The organism is Streptomyces vastus, assembly GCF_039532825.1.
In the GTDB taxonomy this organism is placed as follows: Bacteria; Actinomycetota; Actinomycetes; order Streptomycetales; family Streptomycetaceae; genus Streptomyces; species Streptomyces vastus.
Window position 1 is genome coordinate 1 of the sequence record NZ_BAAASJ010000107.1, and the last position, 23904, is coordinate 23904.

General features: G+C 70.1%; 18 protein-coding genes. 5 read left to right on the forward strand and 13 right to left on the reverse strand.

Annotated elements, in window-relative coordinates:
* Positions 1 to 138: 138 nt before the first annotated feature.
* Both ABD357_RS34235 and ABD357_RS34240 read right to left on the reverse strand, forming a co-directional pair.
* Positions 139 to 2130, reverse strand: a complete 1992-nt coding sequence (locus ABD357_RS34235; RefSeq protein ID WP_344395118.1) for an ATP-binding protein — start codon at positions 2128 to 2130, stop codon at positions 139 to 141.
* Between the two features lie 118 nt (positions 2131 to 2248).
* Positions 2249 to 3130, reverse strand: coding sequence for a 5'-methylthioadenosine/S-adenosylhomocysteine nucleosidase family protein (locus ABD357_RS34240; RefSeq protein ID WP_344395119.1), 882 nt, complete (start codon positions 3128 to 3130; stop codon positions 2249 to 2251).
* 214 nt (positions 3131 to 3344) lie between these two features.
* On the opposite strand from ABD357_RS34240, the gene ABD357_RS34245 reads away from it, so the two are divergent.
* A complete protein-coding gene (locus tag ABD357_RS34245; RefSeq protein ID WP_344395120.1) occupies positions 3345 to 5387 on the forward strand; it encodes a tetratricopeptide repeat protein in 2043 nt (680 codons plus the stop codon).
* Here the strand turns inward: ABD357_RS34245 and ABD357_RS34250 are convergent.
* From ABD357_RS34250 to ABD357_RS34260, 3 genes are read right to left on the reverse strand one after another with little or no spacing between them, the layout of a single operon-like run.
* A complete protein-coding gene (locus ABD357_RS34250; RefSeq protein WP_344395121.1) occupies positions 5377 to 6222 on the reverse strand; it encodes a carbohydrate ABC transporter permease in 846 nt (281 codons plus the stop codon). The two genes, ABD357_RS34245 and ABD357_RS34250, sit on opposite strands and share 11 nt — an antisense overlap.
* Position 6223: 1 nt before the next feature.
* The gene (locus ABD357_RS34255; protein ID WP_344395122.1) at positions 6224 to 7168 is read right to left on the reverse strand and encodes a carbohydrate ABC transporter permease; all 945 of its coding nucleotides are present in this window, start codon (positions 7166 to 7168) and stop codon (positions 6224 to 6226) included.
* A gap of 52 nt (positions 7169 to 7220) precedes the next feature.
* A complete protein-coding gene (locus ABD357_RS34260) occupies positions 7221 to 8600 on the reverse strand; it encodes an extracellular solute-binding protein (RefSeq protein ID WP_344395123.1) in 1380 nt (459 codons plus the stop codon).
* Positions 8601 to 8813: 213 nt separating this feature from the next.
* On the opposite strand from ABD357_RS34260, the gene ABD357_RS34265 reads away from it, so the two are divergent.
* Complete coding sequence (locus ABD357_RS34265) at positions 8814 to 9353, forward strand: hypothetical protein (protein ID WP_344395124.1); 540 nt, start codon at positions 8814 to 8816, stop codon at positions 9351 to 9353.
* 68 nt (positions 9354 to 9421) lie between these two features.
* Here the strand turns inward: ABD357_RS34265 and ABD357_RS34270 are convergent, their stop codons facing one another.
* Together ABD357_RS34270 and ABD357_RS34275 are read right to left on the reverse strand one after the other, a co-directional pair.
* On the reverse strand, positions 9422 to 10108 hold the full coding sequence (locus ABD357_RS34270) for a response regulator (RefSeq protein WP_344395125.1): 687 nt from the start codon (positions 10106 to 10108) through the stop codon (positions 9422 to 9424).
* Positions 10105 to 11817: an ATP-binding protein gene (locus ABD357_RS34275; protein ID WP_344395126.1), complete on the reverse strand. Its 1713-nt coding sequence runs from the start codon at positions 11815 to 11817 to the stop codon at positions 10105 to 10107. Before ABD357_RS34275 ends, ABD357_RS34270 begins: the two co-directional genes overlap by 4 nt.
* Positions 11818 to 11957: 140 nt before the next feature.
* Between ABD357_RS34275 and ABD357_RS34280 the strand changes: the two genes are divergently transcribed.
* Positions 11958 to 13343, forward strand: a complete 1386-nt coding sequence (locus ABD357_RS34280; RefSeq protein ID WP_344395127.1) for a cation:dicarboxylate symporter family transporter — start codon at positions 11958 to 11960, stop codon at positions 13341 to 13343.
* Between the two features lie 326 nt (positions 13344 to 13669).
* The gene (locus ABD357_RS34285; protein ID WP_344395128.1) at positions 13670 to 15160 is read left to right on the forward strand and encodes an AAA family ATPase; all 1491 of its coding nucleotides are present in this window, start codon (positions 13670 to 13672) and stop codon (positions 15158 to 15160) included.
* An 80-nt stretch (positions 15161 to 15240) separates the two neighbouring features.
* Here ABD357_RS34285 and ABD357_RS34290 read toward each other — a convergent pair whose 3' ends face one another.
* Entirely contained in the window at positions 15241 to 15927 is a 687-nt protein-coding gene (locus ABD357_RS34290) for an alpha/beta fold hydrolase (RefSeq protein WP_344395129.1), read from the reverse strand.
* 216 nt (positions 15928 to 16143) lie between these two features.
* On the opposite strand from ABD357_RS34290, the gene ABD357_RS34295 reads away from it, so the two are divergent.
* Entirely contained in the window at positions 16144 to 17106 is a 963-nt protein-coding gene (locus ABD357_RS34295; protein ID WP_344395130.1) for a helix-turn-helix transcriptional regulator, read from the forward strand.
* 280 nt (positions 17107 to 17386) lie between these two features.
* Here the strand turns inward: ABD357_RS34295 and ABD357_RS34300 are convergent, their stop codons facing one another.
* From ABD357_RS34300 to glgB, 5 genes are all read right to left on the reverse strand, one after another.
* A complete protein-coding gene (locus ABD357_RS34300; RefSeq protein ID WP_344395131.1) occupies positions 17387 to 18805 on the reverse strand; it encodes a cytochrome P450 family protein in 1419 nt (472 codons plus the stop codon).
* A 111-nt stretch (positions 18806 to 18916) separates the two neighbouring features.
* Complete coding sequence (locus tag ABD357_RS34305) at positions 18917 to 21181, reverse strand: HelD family protein (protein ID WP_425585129.1); 2265 nt, start codon at positions 21179 to 21181, stop codon at positions 18917 to 18919.
* A 148-nt stretch (positions 21182 to 21329) separates the two neighbouring features.
* Positions 21330 to 21662, reverse strand: coding sequence for a thioredoxin (gene trxA, locus ABD357_RS34310; protein WP_344395132.1), 333 nt, complete (start codon positions 21660 to 21662; stop codon positions 21330 to 21332).
* Positions 21659 to 22087 carry a MerR family transcriptional regulator gene (locus ABD357_RS34315; RefSeq protein WP_344395133.1) on the reverse strand — a complete coding sequence of 143 codons (429 nt, stop codon included), beginning with the start codon at positions 22085 to 22087 and terminating at the stop codon, positions 21659 to 21661. The genes trxA and ABD357_RS34315 overlap by 4 nt, the downstream gene beginning before the upstream one ends.
* A gap of 516 nt (positions 22088 to 22603) precedes the next feature.
* The coding region (glgB, locus tag ABD357_RS34325; RefSeq protein ID WP_344395134.1) for a 1,4-alpha-glucan branching enzyme at positions 22604 to 23904 on the reverse strand (1301 nt) is incomplete at its 5' end.

Genomic DNA, 23904 nt, shown 5'->3' on the forward strand with positions numbered 1-23904 from the left:
CTTGTGAGGGGGAGTGGGGGTTCGGGGAGGCTCGGGAGCCTGGGGGTGGGACTCGGATGTGGGCGGTTTTGCCTTGGCGGGGGGCTCGGGGTTATGCGGGGGTGGGGGGTGAGGTGGGGTGAGGTGCGGGCCGGGGCGCTACTGCTGCTCTTCGGCCCGCGTGCGGGCTTGGGTGGCTTCGGTGGGGGCGTTGGCGCGGGTGTAGGCGTCGGCGGACTGGAGCCAGCAGGCGCGGGCGTCGGAGGGATGGTGGGCGACCTCGTGGGCGAGGGCCAGGTTGTGGAGGGTTCTGCCTGCCCGGTACCAGTCCTCGAACTCCCGGCAGATCTCCAGGGCCCTGCCGTACGCCTCGACCGCCTCCCCCACCCGGCCCGCCTCCCGCAGGGCACCGCCGAGGTTGTTCCACGCGATGCCCTCGCCGTGGTGGTCCCCGGCCGCCTGGTACAGGTCGCGGGCGCGGGTGTGGGCGTCGACCGCCTCCTCAGCCCGGCCCGCCTCCGCCAGGGCGCTGCCGAGGTTGTTCCACGCGTGGGCCTCGCGGTGGTGGTCCCCGGCGGCCTGATACAGGTCGCGGGCGCGGGTGTGGGCGTCGATCGCCTCCTCAACGCGGCCCGCCTCCCGCAGCGCGCTGCCGAGGTTGTTCCACGCGTGGGGCTCGCGGTGGTGGTCCCCGGCGGCCTGGTACAGGTCGCGGGCGCGGGTGTGGGCGTCGATCGCCTCCTCAACGCGGCCCGCCTCCCGCAGCGCGCTGCCGAGGTTGTTCCACGCGATGGCCTCGCGGTGGGGGTCCCCGGCGCGGTGGGCGGCCTCCCGGGCGGCCCGGCCGACGGTGATCGAGTCGTCGAAGGACCGCCGCCAGTGCAGGTACCGCGCCAGGCATGCGGCCAGCCACACCGCCGCATCCGCGTACCTTTCCTCCTCCGCCCATTGCACCGCCGCCACCAGCCCGGCCCGCTCCCCGTCCAGCCAGCCCAGCGCCTGCGCCCGGTCCGCGAACCGCTCCGGCTCCGGCCTTCCCGGCAGCCACCGCAACCGGCCGTCGGCGGCATCCGCCCACCGGCAGTAGAACTCCAGCACCCGCCCCCGCGCCGCCTCCCCCTCCTCCACCAACTCCGCATCCCCTGCCACGACACGCACCCCGAACGCCCGCACCAGGTCATGCAACCGCCACCGCACACCGGAAGCCGGACCCCCACCGCCCTGGACCGGCGTAACCAGATGGGTGGCGGCGAGGTCCTCCAGCAGGCCCAGGGCGGCCCCCATGTCGAGGTCGGCCAGCGCGGCCACGGCCTCCGCGCCCGTCTCCGTACCGGGAGCGAGGGCGAGCAGGCGCAGCAGCCGGGCCTGGTCGGGTGGGAGGCGGCGGTACGAGGTCTCCAGGACCGGGCGGAGAACGAGCGAACGGCCGTACAGGTCGGTGCCGCGACTGCCGTTGTCGAGTACGGCGGTGGGGTCGGCGGCCTCCTTGATCTCGGTCACCAGCGAGGCGATGTCGCGGTGGCGGCGCCGGCGCAGCATGGCGGCGGCGATCTGGAGGGCGAGGGGCAAGTGGCCGCAGAGGGAGGTCAGTTCGCGGAGGGCGTCCGGTTCCCGGGACGGGCGGTCGTCACGTTCGTCGGCATCGTGGAGGGCGCGGGTCACGAGGGCGGCGGAGTCGTCCGGGGCGAGTGTTTCGAGGTCGATGAGGCGTACGGAGAGGGTGTCCGGGCGGTCTCGGGAGGTGATCAACACCCGGTGGTGGTCCGTCCCGGGCAGCAGGGGGAGGAACTGGGACGGGTCCGAGGTGTTGTCCAGGATCAGCAGCGTCCGGTCCTGTCGCTCGGCTAGGAGGGTGCGGTACGTGTCGTACTGGCGCGCCGTCGTCTGTGGCAGATCCGGGCCACGTACGCCGAGGGCGTCGAGGAGGGCGAGGACGGCTTGGTCGGCGGTGACGGGGGCGTCGTCGTAGCCGCGCAGGTCGACGAAGAGCGTGCCGCCGGGAAACCAGCCCTTCGCGCAGGCCTGGTGCGCCGCCTCCACCGCCAGCGCCGTCTTGCCGATGCCGCCCATGCCGGTGACGGCGAAGATGAGGAGAGGGAGCGCGGCGGCTCCGTCCGGGGCGGGTTCGAGGCGGGGGAGCAGGCGGCCCATTTCTGCCGATCGGCCGGTGAAGCCGAGGGGGCGGGGCGGGAGGGTGGTGGTCGCGGTGGGTACCGGGCCGTGGGACTGCTGCGGCGTACCGGTTCCGTGGTGCGGGCCTTCGCCTGGGCTACTGTCCGTCGTCGTGCGGTGGTTGGCCGACCGACTTGGCGGTGAAGGGGCCGGGGAGGGTGCTTCCCCGGAAGTCGAGGTGGTCTCCGCCGTACGTGGGGGCGTCCGTGGAGCTGCGAAAAGGACCCTCCCGGAGGTCGGAGTCACGAGGCTGCGGGGCAGTCGGCTTCGGTTCCAGCTCGTGGAGTACGGCGACCGCCGCCCTGGCCGCGTTCGCGGCGGCCAGGGGCTGTGAACCCCCGGCGTCCGCACGGGACTTGTCCGCGTTGGCCTTGTCGCTGATGCCCCGGATGATCAACGCGCCCGCCTCACCGGCGAGGTGGACGGCGTGGGCGACGCCGGAGCTTTCCATCTCGATGGCGACGGCGTCGTTGAAGCTCGCCCTGATGCCTTGGGCGAGTTTGGAGTCGCTGTCCGCGAGGACGACGTCCCCGACCGCGATCGGCTTGAAGTGGGCCTTCCCGCGCAACGCCTCCTTGGCCGCCTGCTCCAGGCGGTGCGAGGCGCGCCAGGCTTCGGGGCGGTTCAGGAGACCGTCGGGGGTCTGCTTGCCGCCGTGGATGGCGTACACCTTGGTCGCGACCACGACGTCGCCGATCTCGATGTCGTCCTTCAGGCCGCCCGCGACGCCGACGAAGAGCACGGCCTCGGGGTCGAGCCATGACAGCACGCGCTCGGTGAGGGTGGCCGCCGTGAGGGTTCCCTCGCCCATGTCCACCAGGGCGACCTGCCACGGGGTGCCGGGGAGGCCGCCCCGCCTGGCCCGCGTGCCGTAGCGCGGATGCGTGAGCTTCTCGACATCCGTGAGGTGGTCGAGTACGGCGTCGTATTCGAGGGACAGCGCGGTCAGAACCGCCACGGTGGGTTTTGTCTCCGGCACGCTCTTACGGTACTGCCAAGTGGCCTGTCCAGACTGGGTGTTGGGTGGGATGTGGCGGCGTACCGTGATTTCAAACGATGTTCGGAGGCGACACGGGGGACGGGGCGATGACGAACGGGTACGGCGGGGACCACCTCGACTTCCGGGGAGGGGAGTTCACCGGGTCCTTCACCGCCAAGGCGGAGTACCACAGCACGGGCCCGCGCCCACCGCGTTGGATGCCCTGCCCGCGAAGGCGGTCGGCTTCACCGGCCGGGACGACGAACTCCGTGCGCTGCTGGACGCGTTCGACCCGTCCGCGCCCGAGAGACCGGCCGCCGTGCTGGTCGCGGCGGTGTCCGGGCTCGGCGGCATCGGCAAGACGGCGCTCGCGGTGGAGGCGGCGCACGAGGCGTGCGGGAGGGGCTGGTTTCCGGGCGGCGTGCTCTTCGTCGACCTGCACGGGTACGACGACGATCCCGTTACGGCGGACCAGGCGCTGGAGGCCTTGCTGAGGGCGTTGGGTACGGCGCCGGAGCACATCCCGGCCACTGCGGACGAACGGGCCGCGCTCTACCGTTCGACCCTTGCCGAGCGTGCTCGGGAGCGGGGCGCGGTGCTGATCCTGGCGGACAATGCGTCCTCACCGGAGCAGGTGCGCCCTCTGCTTCCCGGCGACACGCGGCACCGTCTTCTTGTCACCTCTCGCAACAAGTTGCCCCAACTGGGCGCACGGCTCCTGCCGTTGAACGAGCTGACGCCGCAGGAGGCGTACGCCCTCCTCGACCGCGCCCTGTGGATCGCCGACCCGTCCGACAGCCGCGTCGCGGACGGGGCCGAGGCAGCCGCGGAACTCGCCTCCCGCTGTGGGCATCTGCCGCTGGCCCTCCAGATCGCGGCTGCTCTGCTGGTGCTGGACCGGGACAAGCCCATCGCCGAACTCGCCGCCGAACTCACCGAGTTCCGCGACCGGCTCACCCACCTCGACGATGGCGAGCGGAGTGTCCGCGCCGCCTTCGACCTGTCATACCGACGTCTGCCACCCGAGCAGGCCCGTCTGCTCCGCCTGCTGTCTCTTGCCCCAGGGCCTGACGTGGGCACCGAGGTCGTCACCGTCCTGACCGAGGCAGACGCTCCGCCGACCCGTGCCCTGGACGCGCTGACGCGCACGCATCTCGTCGAGCGGGGGAACGGGCGGGGGAGGTGGCGGTTGCATGACCTGGTGCGGGCGTTCGGGGTGGGTGTGGTGGCAGGGGACGCGGCGTTGGTGGAGGAAGGGAAGGCGGCCCGGGGGCGGGTGCTGGAGTTCTACTACCGGTGGGCGAAGGCCGCCGATGACCGATTGCGCTGGCTGCCGGGGATGCCGGAGCCGGAGCGGTTCGTGGACCGGGCGCAGGCGCTGGGGTGGCTGGACGGGGAGCGGGCGGGGCTGGTGGCGGCGGTGCAGTGGGCGGGGGAGGAGCGGTACGCGGACACGGCGGTGCGGTTGGCCGAATGCCTGGCGGAGTACCTGGAGTGGCGGCGGTCCTTCGACGACTGGATCACCGTCGGCCGGGCCGCCCGGGAGGCCGCCCACCGCGCCGGGAACCGCCTTGGCGAGGGCATCGCGTGGAACAACCTCGGCGGCGCCCTGCGGCAGGCGGGCCGGGCGGGGGAGGCGATCGACGCCCACACCCGCGCCCGCGACCTGCACCGGGCCGCCGGGGACCGCCACCGCGAGGGCATCGCGTGGGGCAACCTCGGCCTCGCCCTGGAGGAGGCGGGCCGGGCGGGGGAGGCGGTCGACGCCCTCACCCGCGCCCGCGACCTGATCCAGGCGGCCGGGGACCACCACGGCGAGGGCATCGCGTGGAACAACCTCGGCCTCGCCCTGCGGCAGGCGGGCCGGGCGGGGGAGGCGGTCGACGCCCACACCCGCGCCCGCGACCTGCACCGGGCGGCCGGGGATCACCATGGCGAGGGCACCGCGTGGACCAACCTCGGCAACGCCCTGTGGCAGGCGGGCCGGGCGGGGGAGGCGGTCGAGGCGTACGGCAAGGCCCTGGAGACCTACCGGGAGTTCGAGGACTGGTACCGGGCAGGCAGAACCCTCCACAACCTGGCCCTCGCCCACGAGGTCGCCCACCGTCCCTCCGACGCCCGCGCCTGCTGGCTCCAGGCCGCCGAAGCCTTCACCCGCGCCGACGCCCCCACCGAAGCCGCCCAAGCCCGCGACTCCGCCGACAGAACGAACAAGGGTCCGGACCCCACCCCGCCACCCACCCCCATCACCCCTTAACAGCCCCACCCAAAGCAAACCCCCCACCCAACCGCCGCGCCACCAGCACATACAACAAAATCACCGGCGTCGAGTAAATAACCGAGAACGCGGCCAACTGCCCATAAACCACCGTCCCCCGATTCCCGAAGAAGTCATTGATGCTCACCGAAGCCGGCATCTGATCCGGACTCAGCAGCAGCATGAACGGCACAAAGAAGTTTCCCCACATCATCACGAACGAGAAGACCGTCACCACCCCCACACCCGGCCCCATCAGCGGCAGCACGATCCGCAGCAGCGACTGGAACGACGACGCGCCGTCCGTCCAGGCAGCCTCTTCCAACTCCTTCGGCACGCCGTCCATGAAATTCTTCATCAGCCAAATGGCAAAAGGCAGTTGAGAAGCCGCGAAGAAGAAGATCGTGCCCTGCATGGTGTCGATCAGGTCCACCTGCACGAACAACGCGTACACCGGAACCATGATCGCCGTGATCGGCAGACTCGTGGCGAAGAGAATCGTCAGCAGGAACGGCCGGTTGAGCCGGGACCGGAACCGTGACAGCGGGTAGGCCGCCAGAGCCGCGCAGACGACCGTCAGCAGGGTCGCTCCGCCGCACAGGATCAGGCTGTTGAGCAGGGGCGTGAAGGTGATGTCGGGTTCGAGTACGGCGTCGAAGTTGTCCAGGGTGAGGCCGTCGGGGATCTTCACCTGCAGGTTGGCGTCCGGGTCCAGGGCGGAGAGGACCACCCAGGCCAGCGGCAGGACGAAGGCGGCCGCTACGACGAGGAGGCCGGCGTCGGCGGCGTAACGGCGGTTGGCGCGGCGGGACTTGAGGGTCGGAGCTACGGGCATCTCAGACCTCCGTCCGCAGCAGTCGCAGATAGACGACCGAGAACAGCGAACCGACCACTAGAAGCAAGAGCGCCACTGCAGTCCCGTACCCGATCATGCTTTTCTGGAAGGCCTGCTCGTACATGAAGAGGGGGAGGGTCTGGCTGCGGTTTCCCGGGCCGCCTCTCGTCATGACCCAGATCAGGCCGAAGACCGACAGCGTCTGGAGCGTGTTGAGCATCAGGTTCGTACCGATGGAACGTCTGATCATCGGCAGCGTGATGTGCCACATGCGGCGCCAGCCGCCCGCCCCGTCGACCTCCGCGGCTTCCGTGATCTCCTTCGGGATCTCATTCAGCGCCGCCGAGTACACCAGCATCGAGAAAGCCGTGCCCCGCCATACGTTGGCGAAGGAGACGGCCAGGATCGGAAGCGTGAACAGCCAGTTCTGGGACGGGAGATGCAGCCAGTCCAGAATGGCGTTCAACGTGCCTTCGCGGCGGAAGAAGGCGTACAGGAGGAAACCTGCCACGACTTCAGGTAGTACCCAGGCCGTGATCACGATGCCGCCCGTGAGTGTGCGAACGGGCTTTGACGCGCGCTGCATCAGCGAGGCGAGGGCCAGGCCCAGGGTGTTCTGGCCGATGAGGGAGCTGAGGAAGGTGAACACCAGCGTCAGCCATACGGCGTTGAGGAACGCCGCGTCCTGGAAAGCGTCGCGGAAGTTGTCGAAGCCGACGAAGGACGACTCGGCCTGGCCGGTGAGTTGGAGGTCCGTGAAGGCGATGTAGGCGCAGTACGCGATGGGGCCCGCGAGGAAGAGGAGCAGGAGGACGACGGCGGGGGAGACGGGGAGGGCACGGGTGAGAGCGCGGCGCAGGGAGCGGCTCTTCGGCGTGGGCGGTGGGGCGGTCGGTCCCTGCGCGGTCTTGACGACGCCGGGACCGGCCGGGGGCGCGGCGGTCATGAACGGCTGCTCACTTCTCGCTCAAGCTTCTCGCTCAACTCCCGCTTCTCGCTCACTTTTTGATCACTTGGTTGTCCGTGGCCGACTTGAGTTCCTCGTCGTAGCCGCTCGCCGCCTCCTCGACCGAGCTGTCGCCCGTCGTCACGCCCTCCATGGCCTCCTGGATCGCCGTCGAGACCTTCGGATAAGCGGGGTAGGCGGGACGGTAGTGCGTACTGGACACCAGGTCCGTGAAGAACTTGATGCCGGGCTGCGCCTTCACGTACTCCGGGTCCTCGGCGACGTCCTTCCGCACCGAGATACCGGAGTTGGAGATGTACCACTTCTGGGCGTTCGCCTTCGTCTGCATCGTCTCGATGAACTTGAAGGCGAGGTCGGGGTTGGCTGCCTTGGACGGGATCGACCAGGTCCAGCCGCCCGACATGCTCACCTTGCCGGGGGCCTGGCCGTTCTGAGTCGGCATGGCCGCGAGGCCCAACTTCTCCGACCACTCGGGCCATTCGTGGCCGCTGCCCTCCAGCCAGTCCTGCGGGAGCCAGGAGCCGTCGAGGTTGATGCCGAGCTTGCCCTCGGGGAGGAACTCGCCGCGGACCCGGGTCGCGATGTTGGGGTCGAGGGCGTCCGACACGTTGGGGCCGAGCTTCTCCTTGTAGACGGTCTCCACGAAGGTGAGGGCGTCCTTGAAGGCCTGGCTGCCGGTGATCCACTTCTTGGACGCGGTGTCGTAGAGGGGGTCTTCGTCTTTGCTCGCTGAGTTGCCCGTCCCGTACAGGAGCATTTCGAAGCCCTGCATGGCGGAGGCTTCGCCTGCCGGTTTGCCCGTGTAGACGTTGAGCGGGATGACGCCGGGGACCTTCTGCTTGATGGTCCGGGCGGCTTCGAGGACGTCGTCCCACGTCTTCGGCTGCCAGTTCTCCGGCAGGCCCGCCTTCTTGAAGATTCCCTTGTCGAACCAGAGGCCCCGGGTGTCGGTCCCGTCCGGTACGCCATACGTCTTGCCGTCCTCGGCCTTGGCCGCCGCCTTGGCCGTGTCGATGAACTGGTCCCAGTCCTTCCACTTCTCCAGGTACGGGTCCAGGGGCTTCAAGTACCCGCTCGTGATGTCCGAGTTGATGAGGAACGTGTCCTCGTACACCAGGTCCGGGGCCGTCTTGGGGGAGCGGAGCATCTGCTGGAGCTTCGTGTAGTACTCGGAGTCCGGCGCCTTGATCGGGACGAGCTTGACCTTCTTGCCCGGGTTCGCCTTCTCGAACTGCTTCTTCATGTCGGCCAGGTAGGTGTCCAGGACCTTGATCGAGTTGTCCGTGGACTGTTTGAAGGAGACCTCGATGGTGTCCGGGTCGCTTCCGGAGCCGCCGCCGCAGGCTGAGAGAGTGGTGGCGGCGAGCAGAGTTGCGAGGAGGAGAGGAGCGGCTGTGGGGCGCACGGGCACGACCTCCTACTGGCCGACGTCGTTGTGGCCGAGTTTGGCTGCATCGTGAACGTAAGAGCGGTGGTCTAGTCAGGTCAATGACCTTGCAGTGGCTTGGGCTTGGGCTTGGCACCAACATCCCCCGCGGTGTCTCCAGCCTGCGGCACCCGCTTAAGGTACTGCCGAGTCGCCTGACCAGCAGGGACGTTGGGCGCCGAGAAGGGGGACAGAGACGTGCCGGGACAAGACGTCACCACAGGTCAGTTGCTGCTTGCCGAGTACGAGAGCGTGAAGGACGAGCAGAAGGCGCGGATCGGGTTCCGGGACAACCTGCTGTACGTCACCCTCGCGGTCGTGGCCGCCGTGGTTGCTGCCGCCGCGCAGGCCGAGCAGGCCTCGATGCTGCTCGCCTTGCCGCCGGTGTGTGTCGTTCTCGGGTGGACCTACCTCGTGAACGACGAGAAGATCTCGGCGATCGGGGCCTACGTGCGGGGCGAGTTGGGGCCTCGGCTGGCCCAACTTGCCGGTACTGAGGGCGCCTTCGGCTGGGAGACCTCCCACCGCGGTGACTCCCGAAGGGCCTCCCGCAAAGCCATCCAGTGCGGGATCGATCTACTCGCCTTCTGTGTTGTGCCGTTGGCGGGGCTCGTCGTGTACTGGGCCGGTGGTCAGGTCACCGGGGGCCTGCTGGCGGTGTCCGTGATGGAGGCGCTCGCTGTCGCGGGGCTGGGTGCCCAATTCCTGGTGTACGCCGGGGTGTTCACATCCCCTTGACGGGACGCCGATGGCATTCGAGCCGATCCGGACCGGAGGCCGCAGCCGTGCCAACTGCCCCTCACCGTCTACCCCTTGATCCACCGATACTGCAACTCCGGCCTCCCCACTTGCCCGTACTGAGGACTCCGTCCCGCCCGACCCGCGTCCACCAGATGCTCCAGATACCGCCGGGCAGTGATCCGCGATATCCCCACCGCCTCCGCCACCCCCGCTGCGGTCAACCCCTCCGTGGAGTCCCGCAGCGCCCGGGTCACCCGCTCCAGCGTCGGCGCGCTCAGTCCTTTGGGCAGTTCCGCGGGCCCCGGTGCGCGCAAGGTCGCCAGCGCCCGGTCCACCTCGTCCTGGCCGCTGGCCTCGCCGGCCGCCGCGTGGAACTCCGCGTACCGTACGAGGCGGTCCCGCAGGGTCGCGAAGGTGAACGGCTTCAGGACGTACTGCACGACGCCCAGCGAGACGCCCTCCCGTACGACCGTGAGGTCCCGCGCGGAGGTGACCGCGATGACGTCCGCGTGATAGCCGGCGGCGCGGAGCGAGCGCGCGAGCTGCAGGCCGTGGCCGTCCGGGAGATGGAGGTCGAGGAGCAGCAGATCCACCGGCATCCGGTCCAGCGCCCGCCGTGCCTCCGCCCCGGTGTGCGCCTTGCCCACCGCCGTGAAACCGGGCACGCGCCCCACGTACATGACATGCGCGTCCGCCGCGACGGGGTCGTCCTCGACGACCAGGACGCGGATGTCCTTGGAGGGCGTGCTCATACGGTGCCTCCGTGCGGGGTGGGCTGCGGAGCCGGCTCGAGCTCGGACTCGGGCTCGGCGTGGACCTTAGTCCCCTTGGCCGAAAACCGCCCCGTCGAAGCTTCCTCCGAAGTAGCCCGCCTCGCCCCTGGCAGCGGCAACCGCGCCTCGAACGACGCCCCGCCCCCTGCGGCATCCGCCACGGTCAGCGTCCCGTCGTGACGGCTGACGGCCTGCCGTACGAGCGCCAGTCCGAGCCCCCGGCCTCCCGGACCCGCCGGCTTGGTCGACCAGCCGCGCTCGAAAACCGCCTCCGTGTGGGCCGGGTCCACGCCGTCCCCGGTGTCGGTGACCCGCAGGACCAGGCCCGACTCGTCGGCGAGTGCGGTGACCGTGACGCGGGCGCCGACCGAGCCCTGGGCCGCGTCCACCGCGTTGTCGATCAGGTTGCCGAGCACCGTCACCAGGTCGCGTGCGGGGAGCGAGTCCGGGAGCAGGCCGTCGTCGATGCTGCTGTCCCCGGAGACGACCAGCTCGACGCCCCGCTCGTTCGCCTGGGCCGCCTTGCCCAGCAACAGGGCCGCGAGTACAGGTTCGCTCACCGCCGCGACCACCTGGTCCGTCAGCGCCTGGGCCAGTTCCAGCTCGGCCGTGGCGAAGTCGACCGCCTCGTCCGCGCGGCCCAGCTCGATCAGGGAGACCACCGTGTGAAGGCGGTTCGCGGCCTCGTGCGCCTGCGAGCGGAGCGCCTGTGTGAAGCCGCGCTCCGAGTCCAACTCGCCCATCAGGGACTGGAGTTCGGTCACATCGCGCAGGGTCACGACCGTGCCCCGGCGTTCGCCGCCCGACACCGGCGAGGTGTTCACCACGAGCACCCGGGAGGCGGTGAGATGCAGGTCGTCCACGCGCGGCTCCGCCGACAGCAGTGCCCCCGTCAGCGGGGAGGGCAGCCCGAGGTCCGCCACCGAGCGGCCGACCACATCGCCGGTCACCCCGAGCAGTTCACGCCCGCCGTCGTTGATCAACGCCACCTTGAACTGCCCGTCCAGCATCAGCAGCCCCTCGCGCACGGCGTGCAGCGCGGCCTGGTGATAGTCGTGCATCCGGCTGAGCTCGCCCGCGTTCATCCCGTGGGTGGAGCGCCGCAGCCGGGCGTTGATGACGTACGTGCCGACGGCGCCCAGCGCCAGCGCGCCCACCGCGACGCCGAACAGGGCCGTCACCTGCCCCTGCACCCGCTCGCTTATGGCCTCGACCCGTATGCCCGCGCTGACCAGGCCGACGATGCGGCCTTCGTCGTAGATCGGCGTGACGGCCCGTACGGACGGGCCGAGTGTGCCGGTGTACGTCTCCGTGAACGGCTGGCCCTTGAGGGCGCGTTCGGTGTGGCCGAGGAAGGGCCGCCCTATCTGGTTCTTGTCGGGGTGGGTCCAGCGGATGGCCTTCGTGTTCATGATCGTGACAAAGTCGACCTCCGCGTGGCGCCGCACCTGGTTCGCGTACGGCTGGAGGGTCTTCGTCGGATCGGGGGTGCGTATGGCCTGCCGTACGGAAGGGGAGTCCGCGACGGAACTGGCCACGCCCATGGCCTGACGGCGGGCCGCGTCCTCGGCCTGGCTGCGGTCGCTGACATAGGTGAACAGGGCGCAACCGGCCACCACGACGGCGACGAGAACTGCCTGCATGGCGAAGAGCTGGCCCGCCAGGCTGCGGGGCCGGGGGATACGCATGGAATCAGTCTGCATCGTTGCGTCCACGTGAACTAAATGAACGGAAGGGTGACCGGCCTCACAGGCCACGGGATAGTCACCGCAACCCCCGGACGTGAGCCGCACGCCGGTGATGCGACGATGACGTCAAGGAGGCAGCCGTGACGAATACGTCAAAAACGGCAGCTACCGCACCCGCTGGCAAGCGGGATCGCACCCACTACCTCTACATCGCGGTGATCATCGCGGTGGTGCTCGGCATCACCGTCGGTCTGGCCGCCCCCGACTTCGCGGTCGAGCTGAAGCCGATCGGTACCGGCTTCGTGAACCTGATCAAGATGATGATCTCGCCGATCATCTTCTGCACCATCGTGCTGGGCATCGGCTCGGTGCGGAAGGCCGCGAAGGTCGGCGCGGTGGGTGGCATCGCACTCGGCTACTTCACGGTGATGTCGCTGGTCGCGCTCGGCATCGGCCTGGTCGTCGGCAACATCGTCGAGCCGGGTACGGGCCTCGCGGTCACCGAGGCGGTCAAGGAGACCGGCCAGGCGCAGATCACGGAGGCCAAGAGCACCGAGGAGTTCCTGCTCGGCATCATCCCGACCACGATCGTCTCCGCGTTCACCGGCGGCGAGGTCCTGCAGACCCTCCTGGTCGCCCTGCTCGCCGGCTTCGCGCTGCAGGCCATGGGCGACGCCGGCCAGCCGATCCTGCGCGGTGTCGAGCACATCCAGCGCCTCGTCTTCCGCATCCTCGCGATGGTGATGTGGGCCGCCCCGATCGGTGCCTTCGGTGCCATCGCCGCGGTCACCGGCTCCGCGGGCCTTGACGCGCTCAAGAGCCTCGCCGTGCTGATGCTCGGCTTCTACATCACCTGCTTCCTCTTCGTCTTCATCGTGCTGGCCACGCTGCTGCGTGTGGTGGCGGGCCTGAACATCCTCACGTTCTTCAAGTACCTGGGCCGTGAGTTCCTGCTGATCCTGTCCACCTCCTCCTCCGAGTCCGCGCTGCCGCGGCTCATCGCGAAGATGGAGCACCTGGGCGTCAGCAAGCCGGTGGTGGGCATCACCGTCCCGACCGGCTACTCCTTCAACCTCGACGGCACCATGATCTACATGACCATGGCGTCCCTCTTCATCGCCGACGCCATGGGCACGCCGATGTCGGTGGGCGAGCAGATTCCGCTGCTGCTGTTCCTGCTGGTCGCCTCGAAGGGTGCGGCGGGTGTCACCGGTGCGGGTCTTGCCACCCTGGCGGGCGGCCTCCAGTCGCACAAGCCCGCCCTGGTCGACGGCATCGGCCTCATCGTCGGCATCGACCGCTTCATGAGCGAGGCGCGTGCTCTGACGAACTTCGCGGGCAACGCGGTCGCCACGGTGCTGATCGGTACGTGGACGAAGGAGATCGACCGTGAGCGGGTCGATCAGGTGCTGGCGGGGCAGCTGCCGTTCGACGAGAAGACGCTTCTCGACGATGACGCTGCCGCTGAGGGGAACGGGGCAGCTGCTTCTCGCGAGGGCGAGGACAAGGAGCTCGCCAAGGCGTAGTGCTCCGCGGGTAGCGCGGTTCTTCGTCTGCAGGTCCGTCGTGGCTGGTCGCGCAGTTCCCCGCGCCCCTTAGGGGCTGCGCCGCCTTACGGGGCGCGGGGGGCCCTCCGAAAAACCCATAGGGCCCCGAAACTCCGGGCGGCTGAGTGGATCCCCCGTCGCTCAGCCGCCCGGTTGAATTGCTCAGCCCGGTCACCAGCTCGGTGGCCGGGCTGAGTCTTTGCCGTCACCTCCCAACTCCCGCTGCCGGAAAAGCCTTTGACCGGTCCGTGCGCGGGGCCCAGGCTGGAGAGCCGTAAGTGGGACGGAACGGTATGGAGGTGCGCATGGGGGACGACTCGGTGGTCACAGGCACGGAGGAGAGGTCGGCGGGCGACGGGGTGCCGTATTCGTTGGACGAGGTCGGCGGTCTCTTCCACGAGTTCCTCCTGGCGGTCGCCCGGCCCAAGCGCAGGGACGGCGGTCGTGATCTCACCGAGCGGCTTCGTGCGCATCTGGGCACGGCGCCCGGGGATCAGCCGGTGGTCAAGGCCGCCTACCCCCCGTACGACCTGCCGAATGTCCATCTGGCCCTGGAGCGCTGGTTCGCCGTCGAGGGGCGGGCGCACGAGCTGATCGGGATGACCGGTTCGGAGAGCCGCGGCGACCTCACGCTGGGCGAGATCCTCGAATCGGCGAACCTGTACGACCGGTTCGTGCTCGGAGCCGTCGACTACGCGCATCTGCCGGTCTCCCCGGACGACGAACTCGCCTGTGTCTCCTTCGGGTTGTACCTCGGGCAGGAGGGCGAGGAGCGGTTCGCGCTGCTGCTGCGCGGACCGGCGGACGAGTACGGACGCAACAAGGTCGAGCTCGAAGTCCTCGCCCCCGACAAGGCGTTCGCGGACCGGCTGCTCGCCGACATCGACGCGCTGATGCTCGAGCACAACATCTTCCGCGGGCAGATCCTCTCCTTCGACGGCTCGGAGTTCGACGAGGGCCTCGGACCGTTCCGCTTCCACCGCCGGCCCGCGCTGACGCGCGAGGAGATCGTGCTGCCGCCCGGTCTTCTGGAGCGGGTGGAGCGGCAGGTCGTCGGGGTGGCCCGGCGCCGCGAGCGGCTGCGCGCCGCGGGCCAGCATCTGCGCCGCGGACTGCTCCTGTACGGGCCGCCGGGCACCGGCAAGACCCACACCGTCCGCTACCTGCTCTCCCACCTCCCGGAGTTCACGGTCGTCGTCCTCTCCGGTACGAGCATGGGTGCGATCGGCCCCGCGTGCCGGCTCGCCCGTATGCTCCAGCCCGCGCTCGTGGTCCTCGAGGACGTCGACCTGGTCGCCGAGGCGCGCGACTTCGACGGCGGCGCACAGCCTCTGCTCTTCCAGGTGCTGAACGAGATGGACGGCCTCGGCGACGACGCCGACGTGGCCTTCCTCCTCACCACCAACCGGGCCGACCTCCTCGAACCGGCTCTCGTCCAGCGCCCCGGCCGCGTCGACCTCGCCGTCGAGATCCCCCTCCCGGACGCCGACGGCCGCGCCCGCCTCCTCGGCCTGTACGGAGCCGGCCTCGACCTCGGCAAGGACATCACCGAGGAGATCGTCACCCGCACCGAGGGCGTGACGGCCTCCTTCACCAAGGAGCTGGTACGCCGGGCCGTACTGATCTCCGCCGAACGCGAGGCGGACCGCACGGAAACGGCCGACCTCCGGGCAGCGGTCGACGAGCTGCTGTCGGACCGCGACCGCCTGACCCGCCGCCTCCTGGGCGTGAAGCACCCCGACGACGAGGACGACCAGGACGAGGCCGACGAGGACTGGCTGGTCGAGGAGGACTAGGGCCTGTATCGAAAGCGGCTGGTTGTGACTCTGTGGCCTGAGTTTCTATGCCGGAGTGAACATCGAGAGCTCCGGGACCGTCAGGCCGCGTCGGCTGCCGCAGCCAGGATCCGGGCCAGCTCGGCAGGCTTGGTGACCATGGGCCAGTGGCCCGAGTCGATGTCGGCAAAGTCGACGTGCTTGGCCCGGGCGAGCTCCGGGGCGTCGCCGGCGTTGATCCACTCCTGAGCCTGCGCGGGCGTGAACTCCGGGCATACGACCACGACCGGGACGTCGAACCGCCGGTCGTCCGCCAGCCGCACCACGCCCTTGGCCACGCCTTGGGGCACGGGGATCGCGGCAGCCGCCAGCTCTCGCCTGGCCTCGTCGTCGAGGTCGGCGGCGTCCGGCCCTTCGTACGGGCTCCAGCCCGGGAAGGGCATGACACCGTCCCTCACCTCAAAGAAGTCGGCGTACAGCTGACCGTGGGGGGACGGGAAGCCGCCGATGAGGGCGACCTTGGCCAGCCGCCCCGGCCGCCGGTCGGCGGCCAGCCAGGCCAGCGAGCAGGCGGCGGAATGCCCCACCACCATGAGCTTGCCGGGCGCCGCGTCCACAGCGGCGAGCACCGCCTCCACCTGGTCGTCGAGCGTGGCGGATGCGGAGCCGTCCCCCTGGCCCGGGAGGGTGAGTGGCACAGGGCGATGGCCGAGCGCCTCCAGCGCGGAGGCGACACGGCCCCACACGGATCCGTTCAGCCACAGGCCGCCGATGAGCAGGATGTTCATGGTCAGTTCCCCTTCTTCTGCTTCACGGATGTCACCGTAGAAGGAGATCCGGACAATCCACTGCCGGTTTGTCCGGCGACCACCCAAGCGCCCTGGGCGAAGTCCGGTGGCGGCCAAGTCTGGGAACCAGCCCCGGCCACCCTCGCCCCACGGGGCTGGGGAATCCCGCGGACTCTTTTGACCCTGGAGCTCAGCGGAGCGGATTAGCCTGCTCCCGTGCCGAACGATCTCAGCCCCACCGCGCGAGCACTGCGCGCCCTGGAGATCATCCAGGCCCGCCCCGGTACGACGGCCGGTGAACTCGCCATCCGGCTGGGCGTCACGGAGCGAGCCGCGCGCCGATACGTCGGGATACTCCGAGAGGCCGGCATCCCCGTGGAGTCGGCCCGGGGGCCGCATGGCGGATATCGGCTGGGGCGCGGGACGAGGCTGCCCCCTGTGCATTTCACGCAGGCCGAGGCCCTCGGCCTGGTGATGGCCGTACTCAGCGGCCAGCCGAGCGCGGCCGGTGCCGAAGACCTGGTCAGCACCGCCCTGGGCAAGGTCGTCAAGGCGCTGCCGGAGAGCGTCGGCCAACATGCGGCAATGCTGCGGGAGTACGCGTCGGCCGCACCGGACCCGAACTCGGCCCGCCCGGATCCGGCCATCACCAGCGAGCTCGTCGGTGCCGTCGCGGCCCGGCACCGCGTGTTGGTCACGTACCGCAGCGAGGTCGGCAACGAGTGGGAGGCGGAGGTGGATCCCTGGTCCCTCGTCGTCCGTTACGGGCGCTGGTACCTGCTGTGCCACTCCCATCGCGCGGACGCAATCCGCACTTACCGGGTCGACCGGGTCCGCGCGGTCCGGCGGACCGGGCACGGGTTCGAACTACCCGAAGGTCTCGACCCGGTGGCGGTGCTGGAGGAGAACCTGGGCCTCGGATGGGAGTTCTCCACCCGCGTGGTGTTCGACCTTCCCCTGACCGAGGTGGCCCCCTGGATCCGGCCGCCCATGGGACGGCTTGAACCCTTGGCGGACGGATGCGTTCTGGTCGGCAGCACTCGCAACCCAGCCATGTACGCGCAGGAATGGCTGGCGAGGCTGCCGTTCGCCTTCCGCGTCGAGGGCGGAGAAGAGCTGCGTGCCGCGGTCGTGGCACTCCTGGCGCGTTTCACCGCCGCCGTGGCCGACCAGCCCTGACAGGGCGCTCCGCTGGAAGGGCGGCTCGAAGCCCTGGGACCCGTTCCGGGGGCCAGCCCCCCGGACCCGCGGTCCTCAATCGCCGGACGGGCTGAAAATCAGCCCGTCCGGCGATTGAGGACGAGGCCGTTCAGGCCGATGGGGGTCTGAGGGCGCAGCCCCCAGCGGGGTCCAGGGGCGGAGCCCCCCAGCGGGGTCCAGGGGCGGAGCGCCTGGCGGGGCTTCGGGGCGAAGCCCCGGGGACGGGACGGACAGGGGCGGCGGGGGCGAAACCAACCCCTCAACCCCCCTTTCGTGTCCCCCACATCAGATGCCGCAGCGCCGCCAGCAACCCCCTCGCATGGCGCCTGGACGCGTGCGAGGAGTCCGGCGCCCCGTTCGCGGCAGCACGCGGCGGCGGCCCCTGACCGACGATGGGATGGCCCGCGCCGAGTTCGTAGCGGACGGGAAGCAGCCGCAGCCCCCGCACGACCGGCCCCGACCGCCACGGCAACTGGTCGGCGGGCAGCGTGAGTTCGACCTTCGTGAAGTGGTCGAAGATTCGGCCGACCGCCGTGGCCACCACCGCGCCCGCCAGTTCGCGGGCAGCGGTGGGGCACTGGTGCGGCCCCGCGCCCCACCCCAGATGCGCCCGCGTACTCACCGTGGAGTCCACGAGGTGGGACCCGATCGCCATCAGATCCTGATGGGCCGCCGCCGCGGACGGCGAGACCGCATCGCCCGCCCGGATCCAGAAGTTGCCGAGCCGCACATCACGCGCCGCGAAGCGGAAGCACATGTTGGCCACGGGCGCGTTGGCCAGCGCGGCACGGTTGACGGTCTCGCCGATGAGGCCGGCCGACAGGCTCCGCCGGACGGTGGCGTTGCCGCGCAGCACCTCCAGCAGCGTGTTGCACACCATGTTGCCGGTGATGTCGTTGAGATACACCGCGTTCATGAACAGCTCCCGGCCGAGCTGCTCGTCGGACAGGGAGGGATCGGCGAGGAGCAGGTAGGACGTGAGGTCGTCGCCGGGCACGGCCCGCCGATGCGCGGCCAGCCGTGTCATGGCCGCGAGCGCCCGTCCGGTGGCGGGCCCCGCGTCGGGGCCGCCGTCGAGCATCCGCCACAGGTCCATGACCATCTCGTCGCCGAGTTCGACGGGACAGCCGAACAGCCGGGTCGTGACCATCAGCAGCAGGGGTCTGGTGTACTGCGCGGCCAGGTCCATGAACCCCGCGGTACCGGACTCCGCCGCCAGCATGGCGACGAGCTCGTCCGCGTACGACACGACGGCCGAGCGAAGCTCCCAGCCCTGCGGCGTACGGGCGTCCTGGAACGGACCGAGCGCCGAGTGATACGTCTGCCGGGCGGCCAGATGCTCCTCGTCGTCCATGAACATCGTCTGCCGGACCTCGTACCCGGCGAGCAGCGGCCAGTCCTGCGGCAGCCGCCCCTCCGCCCGCGCCCGCCAGTACCGGATGTCCCGCCGCCACACGCTCTCCTTGCGGAGCACCTCCAGGACCTCGCGGTAGTCGAGGACCAGCCACACCGGTACGCCCATGAGACCGACCGGCGCCACCGGACCGTACGTACGCCGCAGTTGCGCGTACACGCCGGCCGGATCCGTGTCGAACGCCGACGTCAGCAGTGGCTCGACGCGCAACGACTCGAGCGGGGGCGCCCCGTCCGGGGCCACGGCGGATGGTTGAGGGTTCATGCGAACACGCATACCGCACCGCGCGTGCACAAGCTGTGACCATGACGCCAACTGTTACGACTCGGTGATGTATGCGGCAGATGCCGGAATACACCCGCAAAGCCGGGTCGTTCAGAAGGCCGTCGCCAGCGCCTGCGGCAGCTCCCCCGTGTGTACGACTCCGAGCGTCTGCGTGGCCCGGGTCAGCGCCACGTACAGATCGCTCGTGCCGTACCGCGACGGCTCCACCACCAGCACCGAGTCGAACTCCAGGCCCTTGGCCTGCCGGGGGTCGAGGAGTACGACGGACCGCGTCAGGTCGGGTTCCCCGCCCGCCGTGACGCCGTCAAGACGTGCGGCCAGCGCCCGGTGCAGATCGCGGGGCGCGATCACCGCCAGCCGTCCCTCCTCCGGGGTCAGTTCCGCGACCGCCTTCGCCACGGCTCCCGGCAGGTCGTCGGTCGCCCGCGCCCAGGGCCGTACGCCCGTCGACCGCACCGAACTCGGCGGCTCGAAGCCGGGATCCTCGGCGCGCACCACGGCCGCGGCGACGTCCATGACCTCGGACGGAGTGCGGTAGTTGACGGCGAGGCGGGTGTGCTCCCAGCGGTCCTGGACGTACGGGTGGAGGATGCCCGACCAGGAGCCGACGCCCGCCGCGTCGGCCGTCTGGGCCGGATCCCCGACCAGCGTCATCGAACGCGTCGGACTGCGCCGCATCAGCAGCCGCCAAGCCATCGGCGACAACTCCTGCGCCTCGTCCACGATGATGTGCCCGAACGCCCAGGTACGGTCGGCCGCGGCACGCTCGGCGGCGCTGCGGTGGTCGTCCTCCTCGTGCCGCTCGGCCATCCGCTCGGCGTCGATGATGTCGTGCGCGGAGAGGACCTCGGCCCCCTCGGGATCGCCCTCCTCCTTGTCCTCGAACTCGTAGGTCCGTGACGCGTACGAGATGTCCAGCACGCTCTGCGCGTACGCCACTTGCTGCTCGCGTTCCCTCTCGGCCGCGGCCCGCGCCGGCCGGTCGTCCTCGCCGAGGAGTTCGGCGGCCTCATCGAGCAGGGGAACGTCGGCGGTGGTCCAGGCGCGCGTCACCGGGCGCCGGATGGCGTCGGCGTCCGCCTCGGGGACGTGGCCGTCGGGCTCGGCGAGGAAGTCCGCGACGAGCCGCCGCGGGGTGACGCGCGGCCACAACTGGTCGATGGCCGACCAGACTTCGGGATTCTCGGCCAGTTCGTCGCGGATCTGCGTGATGTCGCTGGCGTCGAGCAGGTTCGAGCCGTCGTACGGATCCGTGCCGATCCGCTCGGCGACCATGTCGGTGAGGATGTTGAGGATGTGGCCCTCGAAGACCTCGCGGGCGGCGTTGTGCGGCAGCCGTGCCTCACGGGTGCGCTCACGGGCGACGCGTACGAGATCGTCGTCGAGCAGCAGGATGTCCCGGTCGTGCTCGATGCCGATCACCGGGTCGGGCAGGGCCTCACGGTCGCGTACGACGGCGGCCAGGACGTCCGCCATGTCGGCGCGGCCCTTCACGGCGGCGGCCTCGGGGGTGTCGCTCGCGGTCGCGTGCACGCCGGGGAACAGCTCGCCGACGGTCGAGAGCAGCACGCCCGTCTCGCCGAGCGAGGGCAGGACCTCGCCGATGTAGCCGAGGAACGCCGGGTTCGGGCCGACGATCAGGACGGCCCGCTTGGCGAGCAACTCCCGGTGTTCGTACAGGAGATACGCGGCGCGGTGCAGGGCCACGGCCGTCTTGCCGGTTCCCGGGCCGCCCTCCACGACCAGTACGCCGCGGTGCGGGGCGCGGATGATGCGGTCCTGCTCGGCCTGGATGGTCCGCACGATGTCGCCCATACGGCCGGTGCGCGCGGAGTTGAGGGCGGCGAGCAGCACGGCGTCGCCGCTGGGGTCCTCGTGGCCGGTGCGTTCCTGGTCGCCCAGGTCGAGGATCTCGTCGTGCAGGGCGGTGACGGCGCGGCCCTCGGTGGTGATGTGCCGACGGCGGCGCAGGCCCATGGGCGTATGGCCGGTGGCGAGATAGAACGGGCGGGCGACCGGGGCCCGCCAGTCGATCAGGATCGGGGTGTGCTCGGTGTTGTCGGCACGGATTCCGATACGGCCGATGTGGTGGGTGGTCCCGTTGGTGAGGTCGATCCGGCCGAAGCAGAGGGAACCGTCCACCGCGTTCAGCGCGGCGAGCAGCCCCGAGCGCTCGGCGACGAGGATGTCCCGCTCCAGGCGGGCCTGCTGCGGCGTGTGGCCCTGCGCGAGCGCGTCCGCCACGGAGGCCTCGGTGCCGCCGCGCAGGGCGTCGACGCGCGCGTACAACCCGTCGATGAATTCCTGCTCCCGGCGGAATTCATCGTCCGGAAAATCGCTGTTTGACAATTCCACTCCCGGCCCGATATACTGTGCCTACTGAACTTCTCCGCGACCCAATTTCCGTGAAGTCGCGAACCATTAAATATACGCAAAGAAATCCTCCGCAGGCAATTGCCTGCGGAGGATTTCTTCGTTGGTGAGTTTCGTGACGTCCGTGAGGTCAGAGCACGTCGGACAGTTCCTCCAGGAGCCGACGCTTCGACCTGGCTCCCACCATGGACTTCACGGGCTCGCCGCCCCGGAACACCATGAGCGTGGGCATCGACAGCACCCCGTACGCGTTCGTGATCTCCGGATTCGTGTCCACGTCCAGCTGAACCACCTTGAGCCGGTCGCGCTCCTCGGAGGCGACGGCGCTCAGCACCGGCGCGATCTGCCGGCACGGCGGGCACCAGTCCGCCGTGAACTCCACCAGCACGGGCAGCTTGGCCCCGATCACCTCTGCCTCGAAGTCCGCGTCCGTCACTTCGGCCACACCCTCTGTCTTGATCACCGCGTCCGCCCTCCCAGCTCGCATACGGGTTCCGGGCCGCCCGGAACCTCCGCCCCGGCCGCCAGCTCGTCGCGCGCCGCCTCCGCCTTCACCAGCTGCTCGCAGACCTGCGCGCGTACGGCCTGCAACTCGCCGATCAGCGCATCCAGTTCACCGAGCTTGCGCCGGTACACGGCGAGCGACGCAGGACACAGGTCGCCCTCCGGGTGGCCGGCCCGCAGGCACTCCACGAAGGGCCGCGTCTCCTCCAGCTCGAAGCCGAAGTCCTGCAACGTCCGGATCTGCCGGAGCAGCTTCAGGTCGTCCTCGTCGTACGTCCGGTATCCGTTGCTGCCGCGTCGCGTGGGCAGCAGCCCCCGCGACTCGTAGTAACGCAGCGTCCGCGTCGTGGTCCCGGCCCGTGCGGCCAGCTCGCCGATTCGCATGCAGCGACGGTAATCCTTGACGCCGGCGTCAAGGCAACGCGTCCACGCTCCGCTGGTTGTGCGGTTTCCGGGTGCGGGTGCGTTGTGGTTGCTCGCGCAGTCCCCCGCGCCCCTGGCACCCGCTCGGGGCTCCGCCCCGGACCCCGTTTCGGGGGCCAGCCCCCGGACCCCCGGTCCTCAATCGCCGGACGGGCTCAATTTTGCGCCGACCCGGTTGATTTGTTGCCGGACCAGCTGATTTGTTGCCGGTCAGGCTGATTTTGCGCGGCCGGGCTGATTTTCGCTGCCGGGCTGGTTTTCGCAGCGGGGCTGAGTCTCTGCAGCGGGGCTGAGTCTTTGCAGCCGAGGCCGGCATCAATCAGCCCGTCTGGGGGTACCTCCCAGCGGTAGCTGGGGGAGTTTGAGGACGAGGCCGTTCAGGCCGATGGGGGTCTGGGGGCGCAAGCCCCCAGTGGGGTTCCGGGGCAGCGCCCCGGGGCGGGACGGGTAGGGGCGGCGGGGGCGAAACCAACCGTCCTATGCCGGCCGCAGCCACACCGTAGAAAGCGGCGGCAGCGTAAGCCGGATGCTCGCCGGGCGCCCGTGCCAGCCCTGCGCGTCCGGCTTGAGCGGGTCGGGACTGGTGACGTCGCTGCCGCCATAGCGGGCGGAGTCCGTGTTCAGGCACTCGTGCCAGGCGGGGATGTCGGCCGGAACCCCGACCCGGTATTCGTGCCGGACCGCCGGCGAGAAGTGGGACACCACCAGCAGCGGCGAGCCCGCCGCGTCGAAGCGCAGGAACGCGAAGACGTTGTCCTCCGCCGCGTCACCGGTGACCCAGGAGAACCCGGAGGGATCCGTATCGCGCTCCCAGAGCGCCGGAGCCCGGCGGTAGACGGAGTTCAGGTCGCCGACCAGGTCGCGTACTCCCCGGTGATCCGCCTCCGCGCCGTACGCCGGATCGAGCAGCCACCAGTCCGGCCCGTGACTCTCCGACCATTCCGCTCCTTGCGCGAACTCCTGTCCCATGAAGAGGAGTTGCTTACCGGGATGCGCCCACATGAAGCCCAGATATGCCCGGAGATTCGCCCGCTGCTGCCACCAGTCACCCGGCATCTTCGACACCAACGACCGCTTGCCGTGGACGACTTCGTCGTGCGAGATCGGAAGGACGTAGTTCTCGCTGTACGCGTACACCATCGAGAACGTCATCTCGTTGTGGTGGTACTTCCGGTGCACGGGCTCCTTCGAGACATAGCCGAGCGAGTCGTGCATCCAGCCCATGTTCCACTTCAGTCCGAAGCCGAGGCCGCCGAAGCCTCCGGGTCCGATGTGGTCGGTGGCGCGTGTGACTCCGTCCCAGGCGGTGGACTCCTCGGCGATCGTGACGACGCCCGGCACGCGCCGGTACACGGTCGCGTTCATCTCCTGGAGGAAGGCGACGGCGTCGAGGTTCTCGCGTCCGCCGTGCACGTTCGGGGTCCACTGGCCTTGTTCGCGTGAGTAGTCGAGGTAGAGCATCGAGGCGACGGCGTCGACCCGCAGGCCGTCGATGTGGAACTCCTCGCACCAGTACACGGCGTTGGCGACCAGGAAGTTGCGTACCTCGCGGCGGCCGTAGTCGAATTCCAGGGTGCCCCAGTCGGGGTGCGCGGCGCGGAGCGGGTCCTCGTGTTCGTACAGCGGGCGGCCGTCGAATTCGGCCAGTGCCCAGTCGTCGCGGGGGAAGTGGGCGGGCACCCAGTCCATGATCACGCCGATGCCGGCCTGGTGGAGGGTGTCGACGAGGTACTTGAAGTCGTCGGGGGTGCCGAGGCGGGCGGTGGGTGCGTAGAAGC